The organism is Variovorax paradoxus, assembly GCF_030815855.1.
In the GTDB taxonomy this organism is placed as follows: domain Bacteria; phylum Pseudomonadota; class Gammaproteobacteria; order Burkholderiales; family Burkholderiaceae_C; genus Variovorax; species Variovorax paradoxus_M.
In genome coordinates this window covers 512,138-533,154 of record NZ_JAUSXG010000001.1, presented here as the reverse complement: position 1 = coordinate 533,154, position 21,017 = coordinate 512,138, and the positions used below count along the sequence as shown (strand labels likewise).

Genomic DNA, 21,017 nt, shown 5'->3' with positions numbered 1-21,017 from the left:
CGAAGAGCTAACGAACAAAATGACCTTCGTCACTTACCTTTCTGCGCGAAACCGTTAAATTGCGCTGCGTGAATCCCGACGCGTCGAAGCATTCCCCGCCAAAACACTGCGCTCCTGCGCACGTACAGCGACCACGCGCCATTCTGGTCGTGGACGATCATGAGCTGATACGCCTGGGCGTACGGGCACTGCTGCAGGCCCAGTGTTCTCCGTCGGGCGAGGCGGCGGAGGTCAAGGTCTTGGAGGCCGGCAGTCTCGCCGAGGCCATGGACTTGTATGAAAGAGCCCAGGGTGCCGTCGACTTGGTGCTGCTGGACCTGGCCTTGCCCGACACCCAGGGCCTGAGCGGTCTGGTGGAATTTCATGCCCGTTACCCCGCGGCCCGCATCGTGGTTCTTTCCGGTTCCGGCACCTCGCTCGCTCAGAGCACGATTGCGCAGGGCGCGCTGGCCTTGGGTGCCAGAGCCTTCATTCCCAAGTCGACAAACCTCAAGGAAGTGGTGAGCTTCATCCGGGCCTGCGGATTGCTCGGGAGCGACGCGGTCGATGGTTTGCCTCACCTTTCAACCGCATTCACCTCCCCCGAGAAACCCGCCCACCGCCGCGCCTGGCAGGCGCTTGCGCCGCGGCAGGTACAGGTGCTTCAGTGGGTGCTGGAAGGCAAGACCAACAAGGAGATCGCCGAGGCGGCAGCGCTTGCCGAAGGCACGGTGAAGAACTACGTGTCGACGATTCTCTTGCTGTTCGGTGTCCGCTCGCGCGCGCAATTGATCAGTAGCTTGCGATAAGCCCGGCTACGCAGGCGAAATACGAATATCCAGGAGACAACTCCTGCGGGGAGGCAATTCGATGAGCAAGATCGTGTCGCAACACCTGGCTGTCGACGCCGCGCTCGGCCTGCGCATACTGCGCGAGCACGTGGCTTCGGTCTACGCCGGCCACAGCACGGCGGTTCTGGCCCATTTCGGTTTTGCAGCCGCGCTGGCCGTCTTCAGCTACTCGCGCCTCAACCATCAATGGCTGCTGTACTGGCTGCTCGTTCTTGCGGCGGTAGACCTGTACGCGTTGCTGACGCCGCGCTGGACCCCTGGCACGCCGATATCCGACAGCCCCTATTGGGCGCGCAAGTACGCTCGTCTGGTCACGATGGTCAGTGTTGCGACGGCTCCGGCGCCCTTGCTCTTTGTGTCGACGACGGATCTGGTCATGACCACCGTGTTCACGGTGGTGATCATCGGCAGCTGGACACGCGCGGTGCAGGCGCGATGGCCTCTGAAGCCGGCCATGTTCGGATATGGCATCCCCATGATGACAGGCCTTATCGCGGCCCTGCTCTGGCACGGCAGCGCTCTGAACTGGTTCCTCGCCGCATTCGGAATTGCCAACCTGGTACTCACCCTTCGCGCCGGCTTGCAAGAAAACAGGCGGTTGACCGAATCGCTGATCCTGCGTTTCGAGAACGAGGCCCTGGCCGCTCGCCTGAGCGAGCAAATCGCCGCAACCGAACGTGCCAGTGCCGAGAAGACCCGCTTCCTGGCCACCGCCAGCCATGACCTGCGTCAACCGATGCACGCCATCGCATTGTTCGGCGCAGCCCTGGAGAATGCCCTGCACAACCGCCCCGAAGGGGAAAACGCCGAGCGCCTGATGCGGGCGGTCGACACCCTGGGTGCGTCGCTGAACACCATGCTCGATGTTTCCCGTCTCGATGCGGGAGTGGTGGTGCCCGAGCCATGTGACCTGGAACTCGACGCGCTGTTTCGTCCGCTCAATCACACCTTCTCGGCGCAGGCAGACCAGAAGAATTTGCAGTTGCGCATTCGCGCCAGCGGACTGTGGGTGCGCAGCGACCCGCAACTTCTGTATCGCATGCTCTCCAATCTTGTCGACAACGCGTTGAAATACACGCGACACGGCGGCGTGACCGTCACGGCACTTCCGCGTGGAAATCTTGTCTGGATCGAGGTGCGGGACACCGGCATCGGTGTTCCGCCCGGGCAGCTGGACCGCATCTTCGAGGAGTTCTATCAAATCGGCAATCCGGGGCGCGATCGCTCCCGAGGCCTGGGCATCGGGTTGTCGATCGTGCAGCGCCTGTCCCAGCTGCTCGACCATCCGGTGCAAGTGCGCTCGCGCCCAGGCCGCGGCACACGCTTTCGCCTGCGGGTGCCGATGGCCGAGGCATCACCGGACTCGCCCACGGATCTCTTGCTCCGCGATCTCGAATCGCCCGTGCGCCATCGCTTCGCGGTGCCTGATTTGCGCGGCCGCATCTTGCTGATCGACGACGAGTCCGAGATCCGGCAAGCCATGACGGTGCTGCTGCATGCCTATTCCCTCGATATCGTGGCCGTAGCCGACGAAGCCGCCGCAGTCGAGGTGTTGACGCATCCCGATGCACAGGCGAAGCCGTTCGCACTGCTGCTGTGCGACTACCGGTTGGCCGAAGGGGTCGACGGGCTCGACGTCGGCCTGCGCCTGCGCGAATGCTTTCAGCCGGATGCATCGCTGCTTCTGATCACGGGCGAAACCGCGCCCGAGCGGCTGCAGCATGTGCGCGCCTCGGGCGTACCTGTGCTGTTCAAGCCTGTGAGCGCGGCGACGCTCCTGCAAACCATGGCTGAGCTCGCGTCTGCAGACTCCCAGCGTTTGCATGAGCGCAACAGGTGACTTTAGACACTAGAGGTCGTCCCTGCCTTCTCCTAAATTTGCATCGGGCCGGATCCCGGCCTTTTTGACAAACAACAGGGAGGTCGTATGCAGAGAAATCCGTGGGCCATCGGAGCGATGGCGGTCGCCATCACGGCGACATTGGCGGCATGCGGGGGAGGAGGCGGGGGCAACGGTGGCGGCGGATCTCCGATCCTGCCCTTCCCGTCTGCTCCGGCGCCCGCACCGCTCCCTTCGCCGCCACCGGCGCCAGCGCCTGCGCCGGCATCGGCAACCAGCTCGGCCCCCTGTACGAACGAAGCGGATTTCCATGCCGGGACCGTGCGGGATTACGAAGAACGAACGACGATTTCCGGGCAATCTCCCACGGTGAACCACACCGTCGAAACAGTTGGCGAACGCAAGTCGTTCGCTGGCGCCACGCCTGTGACCGTCAAGGTCCAACCCCACGATACCGCCGGCAACCCATCGCCCGCCGCCGAAAAATTACCACGACCTGGTCAATGGCGACGTGATCTCGTACGGGTCGATTGCACAAGTCGCGACCCAGATCATCACGGTGACGTTCGATCCACCCGTGGCCGGCCCCGTGGACATGCAGCCGGGGCAAGTGGCAAGCGGCAGCTACAAGATCAAGACTGTTGCCGCCAGCACGGTGGACGGGTCAAAAATCGAGAGCGAGTACCCGGTATCGCGGGACTTGACCTACGTCGGCCGGGAAGCCTTGCAAACGGCAATGGGCGCCTTCGATGCTTGCAAGTTCACGAACAAGCAAACAACAGGTACGGGCGCAGCAGCCTTCGTCACGATCTTCACCACATGGGTCGCCGCCGAGGGACCGTACCGGGGTCAGTTGCTCAAGATCCATACCCGTCCTGAAGACTCCCGGCCCGAGTTCACAACAGAGCGGATCAAGATGACCTACACGCCGAAGTAGCCGTCGAAACCGCTGCAACCATGGCTGAAATACACGCCTGCGGACCTTCGTCGTCTGCACATGGATCTCGGCGTTTTGCCGATGAACAGGTGAAAGCACACATGAAAAAACCCATGGATACGGCGCACCTGCCGTTTTCAAACTCGCAGAATTCGCTGCTGCAGCAACCGAGGCCCGCAGACCCCAAGCTCGACAAGCGGGGCCGATGCGCAAGATTTGCGACAGTCACGGCGGTGGCCGGGCTCATGGTTCTGGCAGGCTGCCAGAACATGCCCGCTCTCGACATGCAGATGGGCAGCCCATCCGCCAAGACGGTGGCCACCGGCAGCGCGGCCGGCTCGGCCGCCTCCGGCGAAAGCAGCGCCCTCGAGCGCTGCGACTCGCCGCTCGGCACCGTCTCGCTGGTCGAGAACGTCAATGCGGGCTGGTACACCGTGCTCACCGGCGAATACCGCCTGCCACCCACGGCCAACCTGCTGCGCCTCCTGGTGCAGCAATCGAACTGCTTCGTGGTGGTCGAGCGCGGTGCGGCCGGCATGAACGCCATGACGCGCGAGCGCGCGCTGCAGCAGTCGGGCGAAATGCGCGGTGGCAGCAATTTCGGACGCGGCCAGATGGTGGCCTCCGACTACGGCCTGTCGCCCGAGATCGTGTTCAGCAACAGCGATGCCGGCGGTCTCGGCGGTGCGCTGGGTGGGTTGGTGGGTGGAGGACGAGGCCTCGCCATTGCCAAACTGGGCGCAAGCTTGCAGACAAAGGAAGCCAGCGCACTGTTGACCCTTATCGACAACCGCTCGGGCGTGCAGGTGGCGGCGGCCGAAGGCAGTGCGTCCAAGACCGACTTTGCGGGCTTTGCCAATCTGAGCGGCCTCTCCGCCGCCGGCGGCATCGGTGGCTACACGCGCACGCCACAGGGCAAGGTGATTGCCGCTGCGTTCATGGACTCCTTCAATCAGATGGTCAGGTCGCTGCGCAGCTACAAGGCGCAGACGGTACGCGGCCAGGGCCTCGGCGGCGGTGGGCGCCTGGGCGTGGATGGCGGGGCGGCGCCTTCGTCGACTTCGGCGCCTTCTGCGTCAAATCGCAGAGGAAAGTAGGCCCGCCCCCCGGACCTAGAACCCCAGGCTCTCCAGCAGGTCATCGACCTGGGCCTGGCCCGTTACAGCATCGGGATTGCCCGCAACCACCTGCGGGCCGTTCTGCAAACTGCTGGCTTCCGTTTCCTGGCGCTTCTCGAGACTCTTCTCAAGATGCTTTTCGAGGTGCGAATTGTCGATCAGCACCTGGAGCAACTGCGTCTCCACGTCGTTGACCACTTCCATCATCTTCTTGATGACCTGGCCGGTCAGGTCCTGGAAGTCCTGCGCCATCAGGATCTCGATCAGCTGCGTGTTGATCGCGCCGGCCTTCTGCGGCACATCCTGCAGGTAGCCGCGCGTGTCCATGACCAGTTGGCGCGCATGGTCGAGTTCGACCGGGTTCGCGAACCATTCGTCCCAGCGCCGGCTCAGCCCCTTGGCATGCGTGGCGAGGTCTTCCTGCAAGGGCTGCGCGAGGTCGATGGCGTTGAGGGCGCGGTGCGCCGCCCGTTCGGTCATCGAGGCGATGTAGCCTAGGCGGTCGCGCGCATCGGGAATAGCCTGCGCCGCCTTGGCCACCTGCTTGTCGAGCCCCAGCTCGCGCAGGCCTTCGCGCAGTTGCCGGGTCAGTTGCCCGATGCGCCCGAGCAACTCTTCGGCTGTATTCCCATGCTCCGCGGGTTCGAGCGCAGCGTGTGTCATTTCAGGCCGCCTCTTTCTGGAGCTTCTCGAAGATCTTGTTGATCTTCTCTTCGAGCGTGGCCGCCGTGAAGGGCTTGACCACATAGCCGTTGGCGCCGGCCTGCGCGGCCGCGATGATGTTTTCCTTCTTGGCCTCGGCCGTGACCATGAGCACCGGCAGCTTGCCGAGCTCGGGGTCGGCGCGAATGGTCTGCAGCATGGTCAGGCCGTCCATGTTGGGCATGTTCCAGTCCGAAACCACGAAGCCGAAGTTGCCGCCGCGCAGCTTCTCAAGGCCGGCCGCGCCGTCTTCCGCCTCGTCGACGTTGAGGAACTCGAGTTCCTTCAACAGGTTGCGCACGATGCGCCGCATGGTCGGGAAGTCGTCCACAACCAAAATTTTGATGCTCTTATCGATCACGATTTTTCCAACTCCAACAGTTCGTTTTCAAACCCGGTTCGCACGTTCGCCGAAGGTGCGCAGATGGGCCAGCACGCGGCGCCCCATCTCTCCTACCGGCGCCACGTCGTCAACGGCACCCAATGCAATGGCTTCCCGCGGCATGCCGAAGACCACGCAGCTGGCCTCGTCCTGGGCGAAGGTGTAGGCGCCGGCCTGCTTCATGCGCAGCAGCCCTTCGGCGCCGTCCTTGCCCATGCCCGTCAGGATCATTCCGATCGCGTTCTTGCCGGCATGCCGCGCAGCCGAGTCGAAGAGCACGTCGATGGACGGACGATGGCGGTTCACCGGCGGCTCCTCGTTCAGCTGGGCCACGTAGTTGGCGCCGCTGCGGCTGAGCGAAAGATGAAAGCCGCCCGGCGCGATGTAGGCATAGCCCGGCAGCACGCGCTCGCCATGCTCGGCCTCCTTCACCGTGATGCGGCACAGGCCGTTCAGGCGCTGCGCGAAGGACCGCGTGAAGCCGGCCGGCATGTGCTGCGCAATGAGCACGGCCGGCGCGTCCGGCGGCAGCGGCAGCAGCACCTCGCGGATGGCTTCCGTTCCGCCCGTGGAAGCGCCGATGATGATGAGCTTCTCGGTGCTCAGCAGCGGGCTGCGCAGCATCGGTTCCTGCGGGCTGTCCGGCGCACCCTTCGCCGACGCGGCGTGCCGGCTCGGCAGCAACCGGGCCGCGGCGGCCGTGCGGATCTTGCCCGCGATGATTTCGGTGTACTGCATGAGGCCGTCGCGCACGCCCAGCCGCGGCTTGGTCACGAAGTCGATCGCGCCCAGTTCCAGCGCGCGCAGCGCGATTTCCGAGCCGCGCTCGGTCAGCGACGAGACCATGACGACGGGCATGGGGCGCAGGCGCATGAGCTTCTCGAGAAACTCCAGCCCGTCCATGCGCGGCATCTCGACGTCGAGCGTGAGCACATCCGGGTTCGTCACCTTGATGAGGTCGCGCGCCTGAAGCGGATCCGCCGCGGTGCCGACCACCGTCATGTCGGCCTGGCTGTTGATGATCTCCGTCATCACGCTGCGAATCAGCGCCGAATCGTCGACGCAAAGTACCTTGATCTTCTTCATGCGACCCAACTCCCCTTGCCATACGTGGCAGACCATTTGCGCAGCAGCTCGCCTTCGTCGTGCTGGACCGCCTGGATATCGGCTTGCGCGCGCAGCTTGCGCACCACCGCCTTGCCGGCGGCAGGCAGCAGGCACACGCGGCGCGCGTGCAGGCCGCGCAAGTCCTGCGCGGCGACGGTGACGCGCTGTTTCTCGAGGTAGCGCAGCACGAAATCGGCGTTGCGCCCGCCGATGTTGAGCATGGTCATGTTGGCCAGCACCGCGGCGCCGCCGAAGACCTTGGCCCGCAGACGTTCGCGCCTTCCCCCCGCGCGCAGCAGCTCGGCAATCAGCACGTCCATGGCGTAGGCGCCGTAGCGCATCGACTCGACCTGGTCGCATGCATCCGCCTCGGCATCGTCCGGGAGCATGAAATGATTCATGCCCGCCACGCCGGCTTCCATGTCGGTGATGCAGGCCGCCACGCAGGAGCCCAGCACCGTGGTCAGCAGGATGCCGGCGTCGGTCACGTAGTACTCGGCGGGCAGCAGCTTGACCGCGGTGCAGTCGAAGTCGCGGTCGAAGTAGTGGTGGCTGGCCACCGAGCCCGGCACGGCCGCCGGCTGGAAACCCCGCTCGCGAAGCAGGTTCGGGCTCATGCAGCGGCCTTGCTCTTCGTGTAGACCGTCTGTCCCATCGTCTTGAACGCCGGGTTGACCAGCGAGGCGTTCTCGGAGTGGCCGGCGAACAGCAGCCCGTGCGGCTTCAGCAGCGGGATGAAGCGGTCCAGCAGTTTCTTCTGCGTGGGCTTGTCGAAATAGATCATCACGTTGCGGCAGAAGATCGCATCCACGGGCTCTTTCACCGGCCACGACGCATCGAGCAGGTTGAGCCGCGAGAACTTGACCATGGCGGCCACCTCGGGGCGCACCCGCACCTTGCCCGCGTTCGCACCCGTGCCCTTGTTGAAAAAGCGCCGCAGGCGGTCGGGAGATAGCCGGTTGACCTGCTCCGCGGTGAACACGGCGGCCGAGGCCTTGGCCAGCACCGAGGTGTCGATGTCGGTGGCGATCACCCGTGCGCTGCTCGCTCGCTCGCCGAGTGCCTCCATCAGCGTGATCGCGATCGAGTAGGGTTCTTCGCCGGTCGATGCGGCCGCACACCAGACGGTGATGGGCTGGGTGCATTTGCGCGCCAGGTCCGCAAGCACCGGAAAGTGATGCGCTTCGCGGAAGAACGAGGTCAGGTTGGTCGTCAGCGAATTGATGAACAGCTGCCACTCGTCGCCGTCGCGGCTGTCTTCCAGCAGGCCCAGGTAGGTCGAGAACTGGGGAATGCCCAGGTCGCGCAGGCGGCGCGAAAGCCGGCTGTACACCATCTGGCGCTTGTGCTCGCCGAGCGCGATGCCGGCGCGGCGATGAATGAGCGTGCGGATCCGGGAGAAATCGCCGTCGGTAAAGAGAAATTCGGAGGCGTTCATGCTCAATGCGCCGCTTCGGCCGGCACCGCGTCCTGCGACCAGGCCAGTGCGGAAAGGTGTGCGGCGTTGACCTGGTCGGCGCTCAGCAGAAGGGACTCCGACAGGCGCGCCGCATCGCCGGTGTTCGACTCGCAGGCCTCGGCCAGCGAAAGGAAGGGGCCGTACACGCCCTGGCGCGCAAGGATGGCTTGCTGGACCGAATCGGAAAGCTGCACCTTGTTCAGCACCTCTTCCATCGGGATGCCCAGCAGCTGGTCGATCAGCGAGAACATGCCGACCACGAAGAGGTTGTCCGACTCGCCCTTCGGCAGCATGATTTCGCCCATCAGCTCGACGAAGCGGCCGCGCATGATGGCCTTCTTCATCATGAAAGGCGGACTGCCCGTGGGATTGCTCGTTGCCAGCAGCATCGACAGCCAGCGGAACAGCGGCGAATAGCCGAGCATCGTCACCGCATGGTGCAGCGAATGAATCTCGACGCCGGCACCCACGGCGGGCGAATTCATGTGCCGCAGCAGCCTGTAGGTGAGCGCTGCGTCGCGCTTGAGGGCGGCTTCGATCTCGCGCAGGTCTTCGTTGCGCTGGATCATCTGCAGCAGCCGCATGATCAGCACCGATTCCGGCTGCAGCGTGCGGCTGCCGGTGTTGGCGGCGGGCGGCGCGCCGCAGCTCGCATCGACGAACACGTCGATGCGGCGCGCGGCGCATGCATCGAAATCTTTCCACGAGGCCATGCGCGTGGCGATCGGCTGAACGGGCATGTGGTCGGGCTGCTCGCCGCGCCGGGCCGCCGCGACGAGCATGGCGTCTCCGCCGCCCACGTCGAAGTGGGTCACCATCCCAAGCAGCTCGTGGTCCTCGGGCAGCGCCGTGGCGCCGCGCAGCATGAAGCTGAACCCCTGCTCGCGAAGGAACAGCAGCACCGGCCGAAGCTCCTCGATCGCAAAATCGGCGAGCTCCACGCAGAAGACGGTGTATTCGGGCGGCAGCGATTGCAGCGCGCCGTGTGCCAGCGATTCCGCATTCACGTCGAAGAACAATTCGCTGCGCCCCAGTTGCCAGGGGGTGTCCGGCGGATTGAGGTGCTCGGTCACGCAGGCCACCAAGGCCTTGAACTGCGTGATCGCGTCGGGCGCCTCTTCGGGCTTGGCTGCCGAGCGCCAGCTGAGCTTGTAGCCTGCAACGCGCTTCTGTGCATCCAGCAGCAGGGTGTAGGCGACATAGCCGTCTGCATTGCGCAAGGCCGTCAAGTCTTTCGACTGTCCGGCCGCCGCGGTTTCTTCGGCGTTGGAGCGCCGGAAAAAATCAAAACGCATTGCATCGTCTCCGTAGGGTGATCGTTGTCAGGCGGCAACCGGGTCCATCCGGGCTGCATGCGCCAGGGCGGTGGTGCGCGTCGCATGCGCGCGCTGGATGCGCGGCATGGCGTCCACATCGATGATGAAAGCCACACTGCCGTCGCCCAGGATCGTCGCGGCCGAGATGCCCGGAACCTTGCGGTAGTTGGTCTCCAGGTTCTTCACCACCACCTGGTGCTGGCCCAGCAGTTCGTCGATCAGGAGCGCAAAGCGCGTCTCGTCGGCCTGCACGATCACCAGGATGCCCTGGGTCGGATCGGTCTGGGCGCCCGACACGTCGAATACGCTGTGCAGCTCGATGAGCGGCAGGTATTCGCCCCGCACCTTGATCACGTGGCCGTCGCTGGTGATCGAATGCAGGTGCTCGGGCCGTGGCTGCAGCGACTCGATCACGTAGCTCAGCGGCAGGATGTAGGCCTCGCTGCCGACCTTGACCGACATGCCGTTCAGGATGGCCAGCGTGAGCGGCAGCACGATGCGCGTGGTGGTGCCCCAGCCCTCGCGCGAGCTGATCTCGACATGCCCGCCCATCTCCTGGATGTTGCGCTTGACCACGTCCATGCCCACGCCACGGCCCGAGATGTCGGTGACCTGCTCGGCCGTGGAGAAGCCCGGCGCGAAGATCAGCTGCCACACCTCGTCGTCGGGCATGGTCTCGGAAACGGGCAGCCCCTGCTGCATGGCTTTGGCCAGGATCTTTTCGCGGTTGAGGCCGGCACCGTCGTCGCTCACTTCGATCACGATGTTGCCGCCGTGATGCTGGGCCGACAGCAGCAGTTGCCCTTCGGCCTCCTTGCCCTTGGCAATGCGCTGCGACGGCGTCTCGATGCCGTGGTCGAGGCTGTTGCGCACCAGGTGCGTGAGCGGATCGATGATGCGTTCGATCAGGCCCTTGTCGAGCTCGGTTTCCTTGCCGAAGGTGTCCAGGCGAACCTCTTTGCCGAGCTTGGCGCTCACGTCGCGGATCACGCGCGGAAATCGGCTGAACACATAGTCCATCGGCATCATGCGGATCGACATGACCGACTCCTGCAGGTCGCGCGCGTTGCGCTCCAGATGGCCCAGGCCGCTCAGGAAGCGCTCGCATTCCACCGGGTCGAGCATGGTGGCGGCCTGCGTCAGCATCGATTGCGTGATGACGAGTTCGCCCACCAGGTTGATGAGCTGGTCGACCTTCTCCACGTCCACGCGGATCGAACTCGAGTCCTTCGCAGCCGTTGCCGCGCCCGCGGCTGCAGGCTTGGCGGCTGCGCCTGCGGGTGCCGCGGCAGGCCGGGCCACTGCCGGGGCGGCCAGTGCGGCCGCCACCGCTGCGGCGGGCGGCGCGCTAGCCGTGCTCGCAGCGCTGTCCGCGCCCGCTGCAGCGGCGGCTTCCGGCGTGATCTCGATCTGCGATTCGTCGATGACGAAGCAGCACACGGCAATGATGTCGTCCGGTGCGCAGGTGGTTTCGAGCACCACCGTCAGCTGGTCGTTGCTGCGCGTGCGCGACAGCAGCTTGCCGAGGTTTCCGAGCTCGTCGGCCAGCAGGTCGCATTCGCTGTCGGAAAGGCGCGAGAACTTGATGCGCAGCGCGTCGTGGCCCGCTGCGGCCGCAGCGGCAACAACGGGGGCGGCAACCACCACCGGCGCGGGCGTGGGTGGCGGAGCAGCGGCTGCGGCGCCGTCCGTCTCCAGCGCGAGTTGCCGAAGCACGCCGCAGATGTGGGCAACCATTTCGGGATCGGGTTCGTTCTCGGCCTGATAGGCAATCAGTTGTTCTTGCAAGGCGTCCTTCGTTTCCAGAAATGCATCGATCATCGAGCGGCTCAGGTTCAGCTGGCCGTGGCGCGCGCGGTCGAGCAGGGTTTCAAGCAGGTGCGTCGTATCGGTCAGCGCAACGAAGCCGAACGTGGCCGCGCCGCCCTTGATGGAATGCGCCGCGCGGAAGATGGCGTTGAGCTGCTCGCTGTCGGGCGCGTCGGCGTCCAGCTCGAGAAGCAATTGCTCCATCTGCGCCAGAAGCTCGACGGCTTCGACAAAAAATGCCTGGGTGAACTGACTGAGATCCATCGTTGCTCCGAACCGGCGTGCTGTAGGGCCGGCATCAATTTCTATGGGTGCTCTGCGGGTGCGCCGCCGCCGGCGCTCCCCCTGGCCGTGACCTTGACGCCCTGGGCGGGCAGCAGCGGCGAAGCCGACGGCTGTAACTTGGCGGGCCAGCTCGCGGCATTGCCGCTTCCGCTGTTCTCGCGCTCTATCTGGTGCTGGGTGCGGTGGTTGAGCAGGATGATGCTGATGCGCCGGTTGATCGGGTTGCGCGGGTTGCTCCTGTCCAGATGCATGCTGTCGGCCAGCCCGACCACGCGCAGCACCTTGTTCTCCGCCATGCCGCCCACCACCAGTTCGCGCCGCGAGGCGTTGGCCCGGTCGGCGGACAGCTCCCAGTTGCCGTAGGCGCGGTCTCCGTTGGTGTAGACGATGGCGTCGGTATGCCCCGACAAGGTGATCTTGTTCGGCAGCTCATTGAGCGTCGGGCCGATCTCCCGCAGGATGGCGCGCATGTGCGGCACCAGCTGCGCGCTGGCCAGGTCGAACATCGGGCGGTTCTCGCTGTCGACGATCTGCAGGCGCAGCCCCTCGGTCGTGATGTCGATCAGGATCTGCGAGCGGAACTGCTTGAAGGCCGGGCTGTTCTCGATGAGCTTGTCGAGCCGGTCCTTCATGCTGGCCAGGCGCTCCGCATCGGCGTCTTCTTCGGCGTCGGCACGCTGGACCTCGCCGTCGAAACGCGTGCTCGGGTCCATGCCGCCGCCCGGAACCACACTCTCGCTGGTGCTGCTTTTCTCGCCGCCGCTGATGGCCACCTTCAGCGGCATGCGAAAGTGCTCCGCAATGCCTTCACGCTGCTTGGGCGACGCATTGGACAACAGCCACATCACGAGAAAGAACGCCATCATGGCCGTCATGAAGTCGGCATAGGCAATCTTCCAGCCGCCGCCGTGCCCACCGCCACCGTGGGCGGCAACGCGCTTGACGACAACCCTGTGTTTTTCCGTGCTCATGGCAATGTTCCACGCCGAAGGTCAGCGGGCCTTGACCTCGCGCACGTGGCTGTCCAGCTCGGTGAAGCTGGGCCGCTCGGTCGAGAACAGCACCTTGCGGCCGAACTCCACCGCCAGCTGCGGCGCATACCCGTTCAAGCTTGCGAGCAGGGTCACCTTGGTGCACTGGTACATCTTCATGCTCTCGGCCACCTTCTGCTCGATGAGCGAAGCCAGCGGCGAGACGAAGCCGTAGGCCATCAGCACGCCCAGGAACGTGCCGACCATCGCGTGCGCAATCAGCGCGCCCATTTCCGAGGGCGGCAGGTCGGCCGAGGCCAGCGCATGCACCACGCCCATCACGGCCGCGACGATGCCCAGCGCTGGCAGCGCGTCGCCCACGCGCGAAAGGCTGTGCATGGGCACTTCGGCTTCGTGCTTGATGGTCTCTATCTCGTGGTCCATCAGCGCTTCGATCTCGAATGCGTCGGTGTTGCCGCTGATGACCAGCCGCAGGTAGTCGCACAGGAACTCCATCACGGGCGCGTCGGCCAGGATGTTGGGATAGCGGGCGAAGATCTCGCTCTTGGCCGGGTCCTCCACGTCGGACTCCAGCTTCATCATTCCTTCCTTGCGCGCCTTGGCCAGCAATTCATAGAGCAGCGCCAGCAGATCCAGGTAGAGCTGCCGGTTGTGCTTGGAGGAGCGCAGCAGGAGCGGCAGCTCGTTGAGGGTCGACTTGATCGTCTTGCCGTTGTTGCCTGCAATGAACGCGCCCAGCGCCGAGCCGCCGATCATCAGCAGCTCCACGGGCTGGAACAGCACGCCGAAGTGCCCGCCCATGAGCGCATAGCCGCCGAACACGGCGCCTATCACCACCAGATAACCAACCAAAAGGAGCACGCGCTTCCCCTACTGCCCTTGAGGCGTCGATTCAAAAGCCTGGCCCGCGAGGGCAAGGTCCGCTTTTTTCAATGAAGTCCACCACCGTCGAGCGCCGATTCCACGGCAAGACCGATGCTTTCCATGCCCGGCACCGAGATTTCGCCGCCCGCGGCGCGCTTCGAACCCCGCGCCTTGCCTGCCCGGGACGGGGGCCGGCAGAGCACGCAGACGTACCCGCTCTTGTGATCGTGCGCATGCGCCACGAACTGCCCCGCGCAGCGGCGGCAGGTGCTCAGTTGCAGCATGTCGCTGTCGAAGAAACGAACCATCGTGCAGGCACGCGTGAAATCCAGAATTGGCTCGCTTTCCTGGGCTTCAATTTGCTGAAGATATAACTTGTAACTCTTAATTAATACCCACACCTTTTCTTCATCAGAATGGGTTTTCATGAATTGATACATGTTGTAAAACATTGACGAATGGATATTCGCCAGCCAGGTCATGTACCAATCGGTTGAAAAAGGGAGCAAGCCCTTGGGCGGAGAGACGCCCTTGATTTCCTTGTAGAGGCGGATCAGCCGCTCGCGGCTCAGGCCCACTTCCGACTCGAGGAACTGCAGACGGGCGCCGAGGTGGATCAGCTGGATGGCCAACTGAACTTCGCGCACTTCGCCAAGGACGCTCTTGGTGCTCATACCGTGGCGGCTTCTTTTCGGCCCTGCAGGCTTCGTGCAGACATCAGTATCGACATGTGTGCTTGTTGCAGCATCGTGTCCTTACCTTCGCCAACCACGGCCGACATCGACGCATGCTCGTCGAGGCGGAAACTGCACAGCAGGAAGTTCGAGGCCGCGAGCTTCAGGATCTGCGCCAGCGACATGCTGGCCAGCATATCGGCCAGTTCACGGCTCACGCCCAGGCGGAACATCGCCGCCACGCGGTCCTGCTTGACCAGCTTCTGCGCCAGCAACATGTAGGCAAGATTGATATCGCCGATCTCCTGGGAGATCTCGCCGTTGGCCACGTTCATCACAATTTCCGTTTCCAAAATGCACTCCGTTCAGATGTCTTGAGTGAATTATTCCAACTATTTAACAGTTTGTAACTTTCGTTCCCGGGGAAACTGTAAAGCGGGCTACAAGTACATGTAAGGTTTTGTTGCAGCCGCACGACTGGGTTTCTGCCGATGAAGTTAGTTCTCATTTAGTTGGAAGGATTAATTACAAAGCATTAACTTTTCCGGACCCTGTCACACCCTGGCCGGCCTCGATCCGATGGACCCACGCCATCACCTCCGCCACCGCCAGATAGAGCTGCGGTGGGATCTGCCGATCGAGGTCTATTTGCATCAGCAGCCTGATCAGGTCCGCCGAGGCGTGCACGTACACGCCGCTCTCCCGCGCCTGCCGCAAGATCGACTCCGCCGTCACGCCGTAACCCTTGGCCACGACCACCGGCGCCTTCGCCGGGTCGGCATAGGAGAGAGCCACTGCGCTCGGGCGCGCATCGGTCGAGGCAGTCATCCGGCATGCTCCACCGGGCTCATCGCCGTGATTTGCAGGTCTTGCAAACGCAATCCGGCGGCTTCGAGGCGCGGGCCCAATTCGCCGCTGCCGTTGCGCAAGCGCGCCAGCGTCGCGGTTTCGCTGGCGGCGAGGCGGGCCTGAACGAGTTCACCCGTGAGGCTCAGCCGAAGATCGACGTCGCCCAGCGTGGGCAACGCGAGCGACACGGTGGTCGACCAGCTGCGCGGGCGCTCCTTGCGCTCGTCGTTGCGCTGGTCGCCAGGTGCATCGGTCCCTTCATCGCCCTCTTCGTGAATGGACCACTTCATCGGAACGTTCGGCCACGCCTCGCCGCTCCAGCGGAAGACAGAGGTGGCCAGGAGATCGAGCTGCTGGTGCACCACGGCGACTGTCTGCGGATGAATCATTTCGGCCGGTGCGGCAACCGGAGCAGCGGTACGCGCCGAAGAAGCGGGCGTGCTGTTTTCGCCAAGGTGGCGGCCGAAGGCACGCTCGTCGGAAACCATGGCCGGATCAACCGGGAAAGCCGGCGCCGAAGCCACCGGAACGCCCTGGCTGGTGTAGACGGATGCCTGCGGCACCTGCGTCAACGCAGCTTGCGGAACGATCACGGCTTGTCCTTGTGCGGGCGCACCCGGCAGGGGCTGGCCCACGGCGGAAACAGACGGGCCCGTAGCGGCAGCCATCGGTTGGCTCGCAGCCGGAACCGACAAGACCGGTTCGGCAGCAAGAGGCCGACCCGCCATCACCTGGCCGGATTGCTGCGCTTGGGCCGCTGCCGCAGTGGCGGACGCAGCGGACGCGGTGCCAGCCTGCGTCAAGCGCATTTGCGGCTCCTCGGCCAACTGCTGCACGGTGCGAAGGCCGTTGGCAAATTCGGCCAGATGCGATTCGTAGAACAGCCCGCTCCCGGCCACGGTCTGCGCCAGCGCGCCGGCGAGCACGGGCGCCGCGGGCGTCTGCGCCGACGGCCACAGGGGCGCCGTGCCGCGCACCGGCTCGGGTTCGGCATGAAGATCGGCCAGCACGGCGCTGATGGCGCGAGCCGCCGCCGACCACTGGGTAGCCACCGAAGGCGGGGCATCGGAGGGGCGCGGCGCGCCGGCCGGCGCCCTGGCCGGCAGCACGGCCTCGAGCAGCGAGTGGGACGGCAGCCGGACATCGTTCTTGACCTGCTGGACCTCGGCCACTGCGCCGGCCGGCGCGCTGGTGCCGACCTCGGTCTGCAGCGCGGCGAGCTCCGGCCGCAGTGCGGCGAGCTTCGTTGCGAGCGGTGCATCGACGGGTCCGATCGGTCTGTTCATTGCGTTGCCGTGCTGTCTTGCAGGTCAATACGGCGTGCCGTAGGCCTTGCCGAGCTCGCTGCGCTTCTGCAACTGCGCCATCTTGACCATCAGGCTCTCGAGTTGCGGCTTGACCATGTCGCACACGTCTTCCTGGTCGGAGTGGATGCAGTCGATCAGGCTGCGTACCTGTTCCAGCTGTACCGGGTCCAGCGACACCTTGCCGATCGCCTTGAGCCGGTCGACCAGCGCCGCGCAGCGCGCTTCGAGCTCGGCAAGGCGTTCCCACTCCCTGGCGCGGGCGAGCGCCGCCATGAGCGACATGGTCGAGGCCAGCTCGCCATAGCAATGGAGGACTTCGTGGCGCACCGGCATGGCCTGCGATTCCGGTATTTCAGTTGTCGACACTGGCACCGCCGACTTCGCGCCATGCGGACGCAATGTTCTCGAGAATCGCTTCGGCCTCGTCGAGCGACTTCGCGTCGTGGTGCAGGTTTGCGTACAGCAGCCGACGAATCACGAAGTCGTACAGCGCCGACAGGTTGGCCACCAGCTCGGCGCCGGCCGCGCCGGCCGCCTTGGCGTCCAGGCTGGCCTTGAGCCCGTTGTCGACGATGCTGATCGCCTTGGAAATCGCGTTGCCCTTGGCCATGGTGTCGCCGCTTGCCATGTGGTGCCGCGCCATGCCGATCGTGGTGACGACGCCGTCGAACAGCATCACGATGAGCTGGTGAGGCGACGCGCTCATCGCGCGCGTCTCCACGCCGACGCGTGCATACGCATTGGCACCGGCTCTGAAGGTGTGGGGGGTGTACATCGATTGCTCCGCTGGAATTACTTGCTGCTGCTTTGCATGCTCGCGAACTGCTGCGTGAGATAGCTGCTGGTGCTGCTCATCTGGCTCATCAGCAGGTCGAGCTGGGTGAACTGCGCGCGATAGCGCTCCACCTTGGCATCCACGCGCATCTTCATGTCGGTGAATTGCTGGTCGAGCTGCTTGAGGGAGGCCGTCATGCCATCCGAAGCCACCTTGAGAGCGCCGCCGGTGGAGGTGAGGTTGTCCACCACCGCGCTGATCTGCTTGCCGTATCCGGCGGTGCTGCCGGTGGCGCTGGAAAAGAGCCCCGCAACGCCCGAAAGATTGGTGCTGACGGCCGCCTTGAGCTTGGTCGAATCGACCGCCATGGTGCCGTCCTTCTGGAAGGTGACGCCGATCTCCGACAGCACCTTGAGGTCGGTCGGGCCGCCGGCCTGCGGCGTGGTGAGCGCCTGGCGGATGCGCGTCTGCAGGTTGCGCAGCGTCGAATCGCCGACCAGCGCGGCGCCGGTCTTCGAATCCTGGTCATACGTGGTCAGGGTCTTGGCGGTCGCCTGCAGGCTGTTGTAGGCCTTGACGAAGTCGTTGACCGCCGCTTCCACGGTGGCCGTATCGGGCTGCGTCGCCAGGTTGCTGGACCCCGTCTTCAACAGGTTCAGCGTGGTGCCCTGGATCGCTTCCTTCACGGTATTGCTTGCGCTGGTCACTGCAATGCCGTTGACCGTGAGCTGGGCGTTCTGCCCCGCCACCGTCTGCCGCAGGTTCTGCGTGGCCGCGGGATCGTTGTTCAACAGGCTCTGCAGCGCCGCATCGCCGGCCACCGAGATGCGCATGCTCGAAGCCTCGCCCGTCTGCGACGACGTCAGCACAAGCCGGTGGGGCGTGCCGCTGCCGTCGTTCACGATGCTGGCCGAAACGCCGGCCTTGGCCGCATTGATCGCGTCGCGGATGCCTTCGAGCGTGTTGTGGGTGCCATCGATGGTGATCGGCACGGCGGTGCGGCTGGCGTCCTTCGTGAAGCTCGCACCGGTATACGTACCGGTTGCGGCGTCGAGCGTGCCGCCGCCCACGGTGCCGAAGTCGATGGTGATGGTGCCGGTGCCGACGGCGGCCTTGGCGTCCGCCCGCCCGGCGGCCACCAGGGATTGCGGCTGGGCGAGCTTCGTCACGTCCACCGTATAGGTGCCGGCCGTGGCCGTGCTGCCGGCCGACGCGGTCAGCACCTCGGGCACGCTCGAGGTGACTTTCGCGCCCTGGAACAGCGCGGGCTCCGACAGCTTCTTGGCCGCCGCCTGCAAGGTGCTGAGCGAGCTTTGCAGCGTGCCGTAGGCCGAGAGCTTGCTCGTGTAGCTCACCTGACGTTGCTGCAGCAGCACGAGGGGCTGGCTCTCCGCCGTCTCGAGCTGGGTGAGCAAGGTGCTCAGGTCGAGCTTGGAGCCAACGCCGAGGCTGCTGATCGATGCCATGTTGAGATGTCCTGGAAACTACGAATAAGAGAAGAAGAAAAAAGAAGGGAACCCGTCAGGCCGCCTGGCTCACCAGCAGGCCGGGCGCCTTGCCCAGCACCTTCGCGATGCGCACCACTTCCTCCGAAGGAATCTGGCGGATGACTTCGCCGCTCGTCCGGTCGACCACCTTGACGATCATCTTGTCGGTGTCCTCGTCCAGCTCGAACTGCAGGCCGACCGAACGGCTCTGCAGCGACGTGTTGATCTCGCGCACCGCCTCGGCAACCTGTGTGGGCGTTGCTTCCTCGATCACGCCGGACGTCATGGCCGCCGGCTCCGCAGAGACGGGCTCGGCTGCGCCCACCGTCCGCTCGGAGAGCATCTGCTTCCACCACTGGCCGTCTGCCGCCGGGGTTACGGGAATCGACATGATTTCCACCTTCTTGATTGCTTTCGCTGTCGTCTGCAGCCTGGCCGAAGCCAAGCCGCAGGGAACAGCGCAGGCGGAGCCGGGCTTTCACCCGGGCGCCTGCGCAATGCCTTCTCAGATCAACGCAGGAGCGACAGCACGCCTTGCGTGGTCTGGTTCGCCTGGGCCAGCACCGAGGTACCGGCTTGCTGGAGGATCTGCGCGCGGGTCATGTTCGACACTTCGACGGCGTAGTCGGCGTCTTCGATGCGCGAACGCGAAGAAGACAGGTTGGTCACCGTGGTGCCGAGGTTGGCGATCGTGGAGTCGAAACGGTTCTGCACCGCACCCAGCGAGCTGCGCAGGTCGTCGACCATCTTCAGCGCTGCGTCGAGCTTCTTCATCGGGTCGACCGAAGCCGCACCGGCGAACTCGGCCGTCTTGCCAGCACCGCTCAGGACGATGTCCGTGCCGGTGTTGTCGAAGTCGGTCGGCGCGTTGCCGCCGTTGGCCAGTGCGCCAGCGCCGACCGAGAAGTTCTTGCCTTGCACGCCAACATAGGCGGTGGTGGCGCCAGCAGCGTCCACACCCACCTTCACCAGCTGGTCGGCCAGTGCAACAGCGGTCGTCACGCCGTTGTCGGTGTCGGTGAACTCGACGTCGGCCACGTTCAGGACCACGTCGCCGGTCGTGTCGTCGACCGAAGCAGCGTAGAAGTCGTCACCCGACTTGACCACGAAGTTGGCGGTGGCGGCGCCGGTGGCGTCCTTCACGTTGTGCAGGCTCAGCGAAGAAGCGTCCACACCCAGCGAGGTGGCAGCCGACGAGAGGTCGACGTCCGTGGGCGTGCCGGAGAGGTTGGTCTGCGTGATCGGAGCGCTGACCGGCAGCGCGTTGCTGCTGACCGAGAAACCCGCCAAGCCGAGCGTCGTCGAGTCGATCTGCTTGAGGTCGATCTTGATCGTTTCGCCGTCGTTGGCACCGACTTGCACGGTCAGGGGCTTGGCGCCGGCCGACAGAACCTTCACGCCGTTGAAATCGGTCTGTGCCGAGACGCGGTCGATTTCGCTCATGCGCTGGGTGATTTCGTCCTGGATCGACTTCAGGTCGCTGGCCGAGTTGCTGCCGTTGGCGGCTTGCACTGCGAGCTCACGAACGCGCTGCAGGTTGTTGTTCACTTCCTTCAGTGCGCCTTCAGTCGTTTGCGCCAGCGAGATGCCGTCGTTGGCGTTGCGCTGGGCTTGCGACAGGCCCTTGATGTTGGCGGTGAAGCGGTTGGCAATGGCCTGGCCCGCTGCGTCGTCCTTGGCACCGTTGATGCGCAGGCCCGAAGACAGGCGCTGGATCGCGGTGTTCAGCGACGATTGCGACGCGTTGAGGTTGTTCTGCGTGAGCAGGGAAAGGCTGTTGGTGTTGATGACTTGCGCCATGTTCGACTCCTGATAGACAAAGGTTGTGGACTCCGGCCGTCCGGCCGCAACGCTGGACCCGCTCCCACTGTGAGACTCAAGCCATCGTTGGTTTAGTTATCGGCAGGGGTTTCCAAACATTTAGAGTCCGGCGCAAAAAAGTTGCGCTGCCCACAACCCACGGGATCAGGCGGGCAGGTTCATCACTTCCTGATAAGCGGCGACCAGCCGGTTGCGCACCTGCAGGCCGGTCTGGAAAGCCACGTTGGCCTTCTGCAGGTCGACCATCACGTCGTTCAGCGCAACGCCGGGCTTGCCCATTTCGAAGTCCTCGGCCTGACCGTAGGCTTTGGTCTGCGCGGTGCTGATGTTGTCCAGCGAACGGCGGAGCTCGGCGGCAAAGCCTCCTGGCTCGGCCGCTTCGGCGGCGGGCTGGGCAATGCCGGTCTGGAGCGAGGTGACCCGCATCTGCTGCAAAACGGACTCGATGGCGGCAATCGACATG

General features: G+C 64.7%; 23 protein-coding genes. 4 read left to right on the top strand and 19 right to left on the bottom strand.

The window, feature by feature from the left end:
* The first annotated feature begins 68 nt into the window (after positions 1–68).
* The 4 genes from QFZ42_RS02530 to QFZ42_RS02515 all read left to right on the top strand — a co-directional run bounded on the left by QFZ42_RS02530 (position 69) and on the right by QFZ42_RS02515 (position 4,704).
* A complete protein-coding gene (locus QFZ42_RS02530) occupies positions 69–788 on the top strand; it encodes a response regulator transcription factor (RefSeq protein ID WP_307699437.1) in 720 nt (239 codons plus the stop codon).
* Positions 789–849: 61 nt separating this feature from the next.
* Positions 850–2,670: an ATP-binding protein gene (locus QFZ42_RS02525; protein ID WP_307699436.1), complete on the top strand. Its 1,821-nt coding sequence runs from the start codon at positions 850–852 to the stop codon at positions 2,668–2,670.
* Positions 2,671–3,229: 559 nt separating this feature from the next.
* Positions 3,230–3,607 (top strand): hypothetical protein, encoded by a 378-nt coding sequence (locus QFZ42_RS02520; protein WP_307699435.1) that lies wholly within the window; start codon positions 3,230–3,232, stop codon positions 3,605–3,607.
* A 245-nt stretch (positions 3,608–3,852) separates the two neighbouring features.
* Positions 3,853–4,704 (top strand): peptidoglycan-binding protein, encoded by an 852-nt coding sequence (locus tag QFZ42_RS02515; RefSeq protein WP_307704153.1) that lies wholly within the window; start codon positions 3,853–3,855, stop codon positions 4,702–4,704.
* Between the two features lie 15 nt (positions 4,705–4,719).
* Here the strand turns inward: QFZ42_RS02515 and cheZ are convergent, their stop codons facing one another.
* From cheZ to fliE, 19 genes are all read right to left on the bottom strand, one after another.
* Positions 4,720–5,388, bottom strand: coding sequence for a protein phosphatase CheZ (cheZ, locus tag QFZ42_RS02510; protein ID WP_307699434.1), 669 nt, complete (start codon positions 5,386–5,388; stop codon positions 4,720–4,722).
* Between the two features lies 1 nt (position 5,389).
* Positions 5,390–5,785 carry a chemotaxis response regulator CheY gene (gene cheY / locus QFZ42_RS02505; protein ID WP_307704152.1) on the bottom strand — a complete coding sequence of 132 codons (396 nt, stop codon included), beginning with the start codon at positions 5,783–5,785 and terminating at the stop codon, positions 5,390–5,392.
* A gap of 30 nt (positions 5,786–5,815) precedes the next feature.
* Complete coding sequence (locus QFZ42_RS02500) at positions 5,816–6,895, bottom strand: protein-glutamate methylesterase/protein-glutamine glutaminase (RefSeq protein ID WP_307699433.1); 1,080 nt, start codon at positions 6,893–6,895, stop codon at positions 5,816–5,818.
* Positions 6,892–7,533 carry a chemoreceptor glutamine deamidase CheD gene (gene cheD, locus QFZ42_RS02495; protein WP_307699432.1) on the bottom strand — a complete coding sequence of 214 codons (642 nt, stop codon included), beginning with the start codon at positions 7,531–7,533 and terminating at the stop codon, positions 6,892–6,894. The genes QFZ42_RS02500 and cheD overlap by 4 nt, the downstream gene beginning before the upstream one ends.
* Positions 7,530–8,354, bottom strand: coding sequence for a CheR family methyltransferase (locus tag QFZ42_RS02490; RefSeq protein ID WP_307699431.1), 825 nt, complete (start codon positions 8,352–8,354; stop codon positions 7,530–7,532). The genes cheD and QFZ42_RS02490 overlap by 4 nt, the downstream gene beginning before the upstream one ends.
* Positions 8,355–8,356: 2 nt before the next feature.
* Positions 8,357–9,670, bottom strand: a complete 1,314-nt coding sequence (locus tag QFZ42_RS02485; protein ID WP_307699430.1) for an EAL and HDOD domain-containing protein — start codon at positions 9,668–9,670, stop codon at positions 8,357–8,359.
* 27 nt (positions 9,671–9,697) lie between these two features.
* Positions 9,698–11,764: a chemotaxis protein CheA gene (cheA, locus tag QFZ42_RS02480; RefSeq protein ID WP_307699429.1), complete on the bottom strand. Its 2,067-nt coding sequence runs from the start codon at positions 11,762–11,764 to the stop codon at positions 9,698–9,700.
* A 41-nt stretch (positions 11,765–11,805) separates the two neighbouring features.
* Positions 11,806–12,756: a flagellar motor protein MotB gene (motB, locus tag QFZ42_RS02475; protein WP_307699428.1), complete on the bottom strand. Its 951-nt coding sequence runs from the start codon at positions 12,754–12,756 to the stop codon at positions 11,806–11,808.
* 21 nt (positions 12,757–12,777) lie between these two features.
* Positions 12,778–13,638, bottom strand: coding sequence for a flagellar motor stator protein MotA (gene motA, locus QFZ42_RS02470; protein ID WP_307699427.1), 861 nt, complete (start codon positions 13,636–13,638; stop codon positions 12,778–12,780).
* A gap of 68 nt (positions 13,639–13,706) precedes the next feature.
* On the bottom strand, positions 13,707–14,315 hold the full coding sequence (gene flhC / locus QFZ42_RS02465; protein WP_307699426.1) for a flagellar transcriptional regulator FlhC: 609 nt from the start codon (positions 14,313–14,315) through the stop codon (positions 13,707–13,709).
* A complete protein-coding gene (gene flhD, locus QFZ42_RS02460) occupies positions 14,312–14,650 on the bottom strand; it encodes a flagellar transcriptional regulator FlhD (protein WP_307699425.1) in 339 nt (112 codons plus the stop codon). Before flhD ends, flhC begins: the two co-directional genes overlap by 4 nt.
* Positions 14,651–14,840: 190 nt before the next feature.
* On the bottom strand, positions 14,841–15,143 hold the full coding sequence (locus QFZ42_RS02455; RefSeq protein ID WP_307699424.1) for an EscU/YscU/HrcU family type III secretion system export apparatus switch protein: 303 nt from the start codon (positions 15,141–15,143) through the stop codon (positions 14,841–14,843).
* Positions 15,140–16,450 (bottom strand): flagellar hook-length control protein FliK, encoded by a 1,311-nt coding sequence (gene fliK / locus QFZ42_RS02450; RefSeq protein ID WP_307699423.1) that lies wholly within the window; start codon positions 16,448–16,450, stop codon positions 15,140–15,142. The genes QFZ42_RS02455 and fliK overlap by 4 nt, the downstream gene beginning before the upstream one ends.
* A 24-nt stretch (positions 16,451–16,474) precedes the next feature.
* Complete coding sequence (locus QFZ42_RS02445; protein ID WP_307699422.1) at positions 16,475–16,804, bottom strand: flagellar protein FliT; 330 nt, start codon at positions 16,802–16,804, stop codon at positions 16,475–16,477.
* A 19-nt stretch (positions 16,805–16,823) separates the two neighbouring features.
* Complete coding sequence (gene fliS, locus QFZ42_RS02440; protein WP_307699421.1) at positions 16,824–17,246, bottom strand: flagellar export chaperone FliS; 423 nt, start codon at positions 17,244–17,246, stop codon at positions 16,824–16,826.
* 17 nt (positions 17,247–17,263) lie between these two features.
* A complete protein-coding gene (gene fliD / locus QFZ42_RS02435; RefSeq protein ID WP_307699420.1) occupies positions 17,264–18,712 on the bottom strand; it encodes a flagellar filament capping protein FliD in 1,449 nt (482 codons plus the stop codon).
* Between the two features lie 55 nt (positions 18,713–18,767).
* Positions 18,768–19,124, bottom strand: coding sequence for a flagellar protein FlaG (locus QFZ42_RS02430; RefSeq protein WP_307699419.1), 357 nt, complete (start codon positions 19,122–19,124; stop codon positions 18,768–18,770).
* A gap of 119 nt (positions 19,125–19,243) precedes the next feature.
* The gene (locus QFZ42_RS02425; protein ID WP_307699418.1) at positions 19,244–20,533 is read right to left on the bottom strand and encodes a FliC/FljB family flagellin; all 1,290 of its coding nucleotides are present in this window, start codon (positions 20,531–20,533) and stop codon (positions 19,244–19,246) included.
* A gap of 165 nt (positions 20,534–20,698) precedes the next feature.
* Positions 20,699–21,016, bottom strand: a complete 318-nt coding sequence (gene fliE / locus QFZ42_RS02420) for a flagellar hook-basal body complex protein FliE (protein WP_258502108.1) — start codon at positions 21,014–21,016, stop codon at positions 20,699–20,701.
* Between the last annotated feature and the right edge of the window lies 1 nt (position 21,017).

Bases quoted from the DNA above. Each gene is read 5' to 3' on its own strand.
- QFZ42_RS02485 (WP_307699430.1), bottom strand. From the start codon at position 9,670: ATGCGTTTTGATTTTTTCCGGCGCTCCAACGCCGAAGAAACCGCGGCG.
- fliD (WP_307699420.1), bottom strand. From the start codon at position 18,712: ATGGCATCGATCAGCAGCCTCGGCGTTGGCTCCAAGCTCGACCTGAGC.
- cheZ (WP_307699434.1), bottom strand. From the start codon at position 5,388: ATGACACACGCTGCGCTCGAACCCGCGGAGCATGGGAATACAGCCGAA.
- QFZ42_RS02455 (WP_307699424.1), bottom strand. From the start codon at position 15,143: ATGACTGCCTCGACCGATGCGCGCCCGAGCGCAGTGGCTCTCTCCTAT.
- QFZ42_RS02445 (WP_307699422.1), bottom strand. From the start codon at position 16,804: ATGCCGGTGCGCCACGAAGTCCTCCATTGCTATGGCGAGCTGGCCTCG.
- QFZ42_RS02525 (WP_307699436.1), top strand. From the start codon at position 850: ATGAGCAAGATCGTGTCGCAACACCTGGCTGTCGACGCCGCGCTCGGC.
- fliS (WP_307699421.1), bottom strand. From the start codon at position 17,246: ATGTACACCCCCCACACCTTCAGAGCCGGTGCCAATGCGTATGCACGC.
- motB (WP_307699428.1), bottom strand. From the start codon at position 12,756: ATGAGCACGGAAAAACACAGGGTTGTCGTCAAGCGCGTTGCCGCCCAC.
- flhD (WP_307699425.1), bottom strand. From the start codon at position 14,650: ATGAACGTGGCCAACGGCGAGATCTCCCAGGAGATCGGCGATATCAAT.
- QFZ42_RS02515 (WP_307704153.1), top strand. From the start codon at position 3,853: ATGGTTCTGGCAGGCTGCCAGAACATGCCCGCTCTCGACATGCAGATG.
- QFZ42_RS02500 (WP_307699433.1), bottom strand. From the start codon at position 6,895: ATGAAGAAGATCAAGGTACTTTGCGTCGACGATTCGGCGCTGATTCGC.
- QFZ42_RS02490 (WP_307699431.1), bottom strand. From the start codon at position 8,354: ATGAACGCCTCCGAATTTCTCTTTACCGACGGCGATTTCTCCCGGATC.
- QFZ42_RS02425 (WP_307699418.1), bottom strand. From the start codon at position 20,533: ATGGCGCAAGTCATCAACACCAACAGCCTTTCCCTGCTCACGCAGAAC.
- flhC (WP_307699426.1), bottom strand. From the start codon at position 14,315: ATGAGCACCAAGAGCGTCCTTGGCGAAGTGCGCGAAGTTCAGTTGGCC.
- fliE (WP_258502108.1), bottom strand. From the start codon at position 21,016: ATGTCGATTGCCGCCATCGAGTCCGTTTTGCAGCAGATGCGGGTCACC.
- cheD (WP_307699432.1), bottom strand. From the start codon at position 7,533: ATGAGCCCGAACCTGCTTCGCGAGCGGGGTTTCCAGCCGGCGGCCGTG.
- fliK (WP_307699423.1), bottom strand. From the start codon at position 16,450: ATGAACAGACCGATCGGACCCGTCGATGCACCGCTCGCAACGAAGCTC.
- QFZ42_RS02430 (WP_307699419.1), bottom strand. From the start codon at position 19,124: ATGTCGATTCCCGTAACCCCGGCGGCAGACGGCCAGTGGTGGAAGCAG.
- cheA (WP_307699429.1), bottom strand. From the start codon at position 11,764: ATGGATCTCAGTCAGTTCACCCAGGCATTTTTTGTCGAAGCCGTCGAG.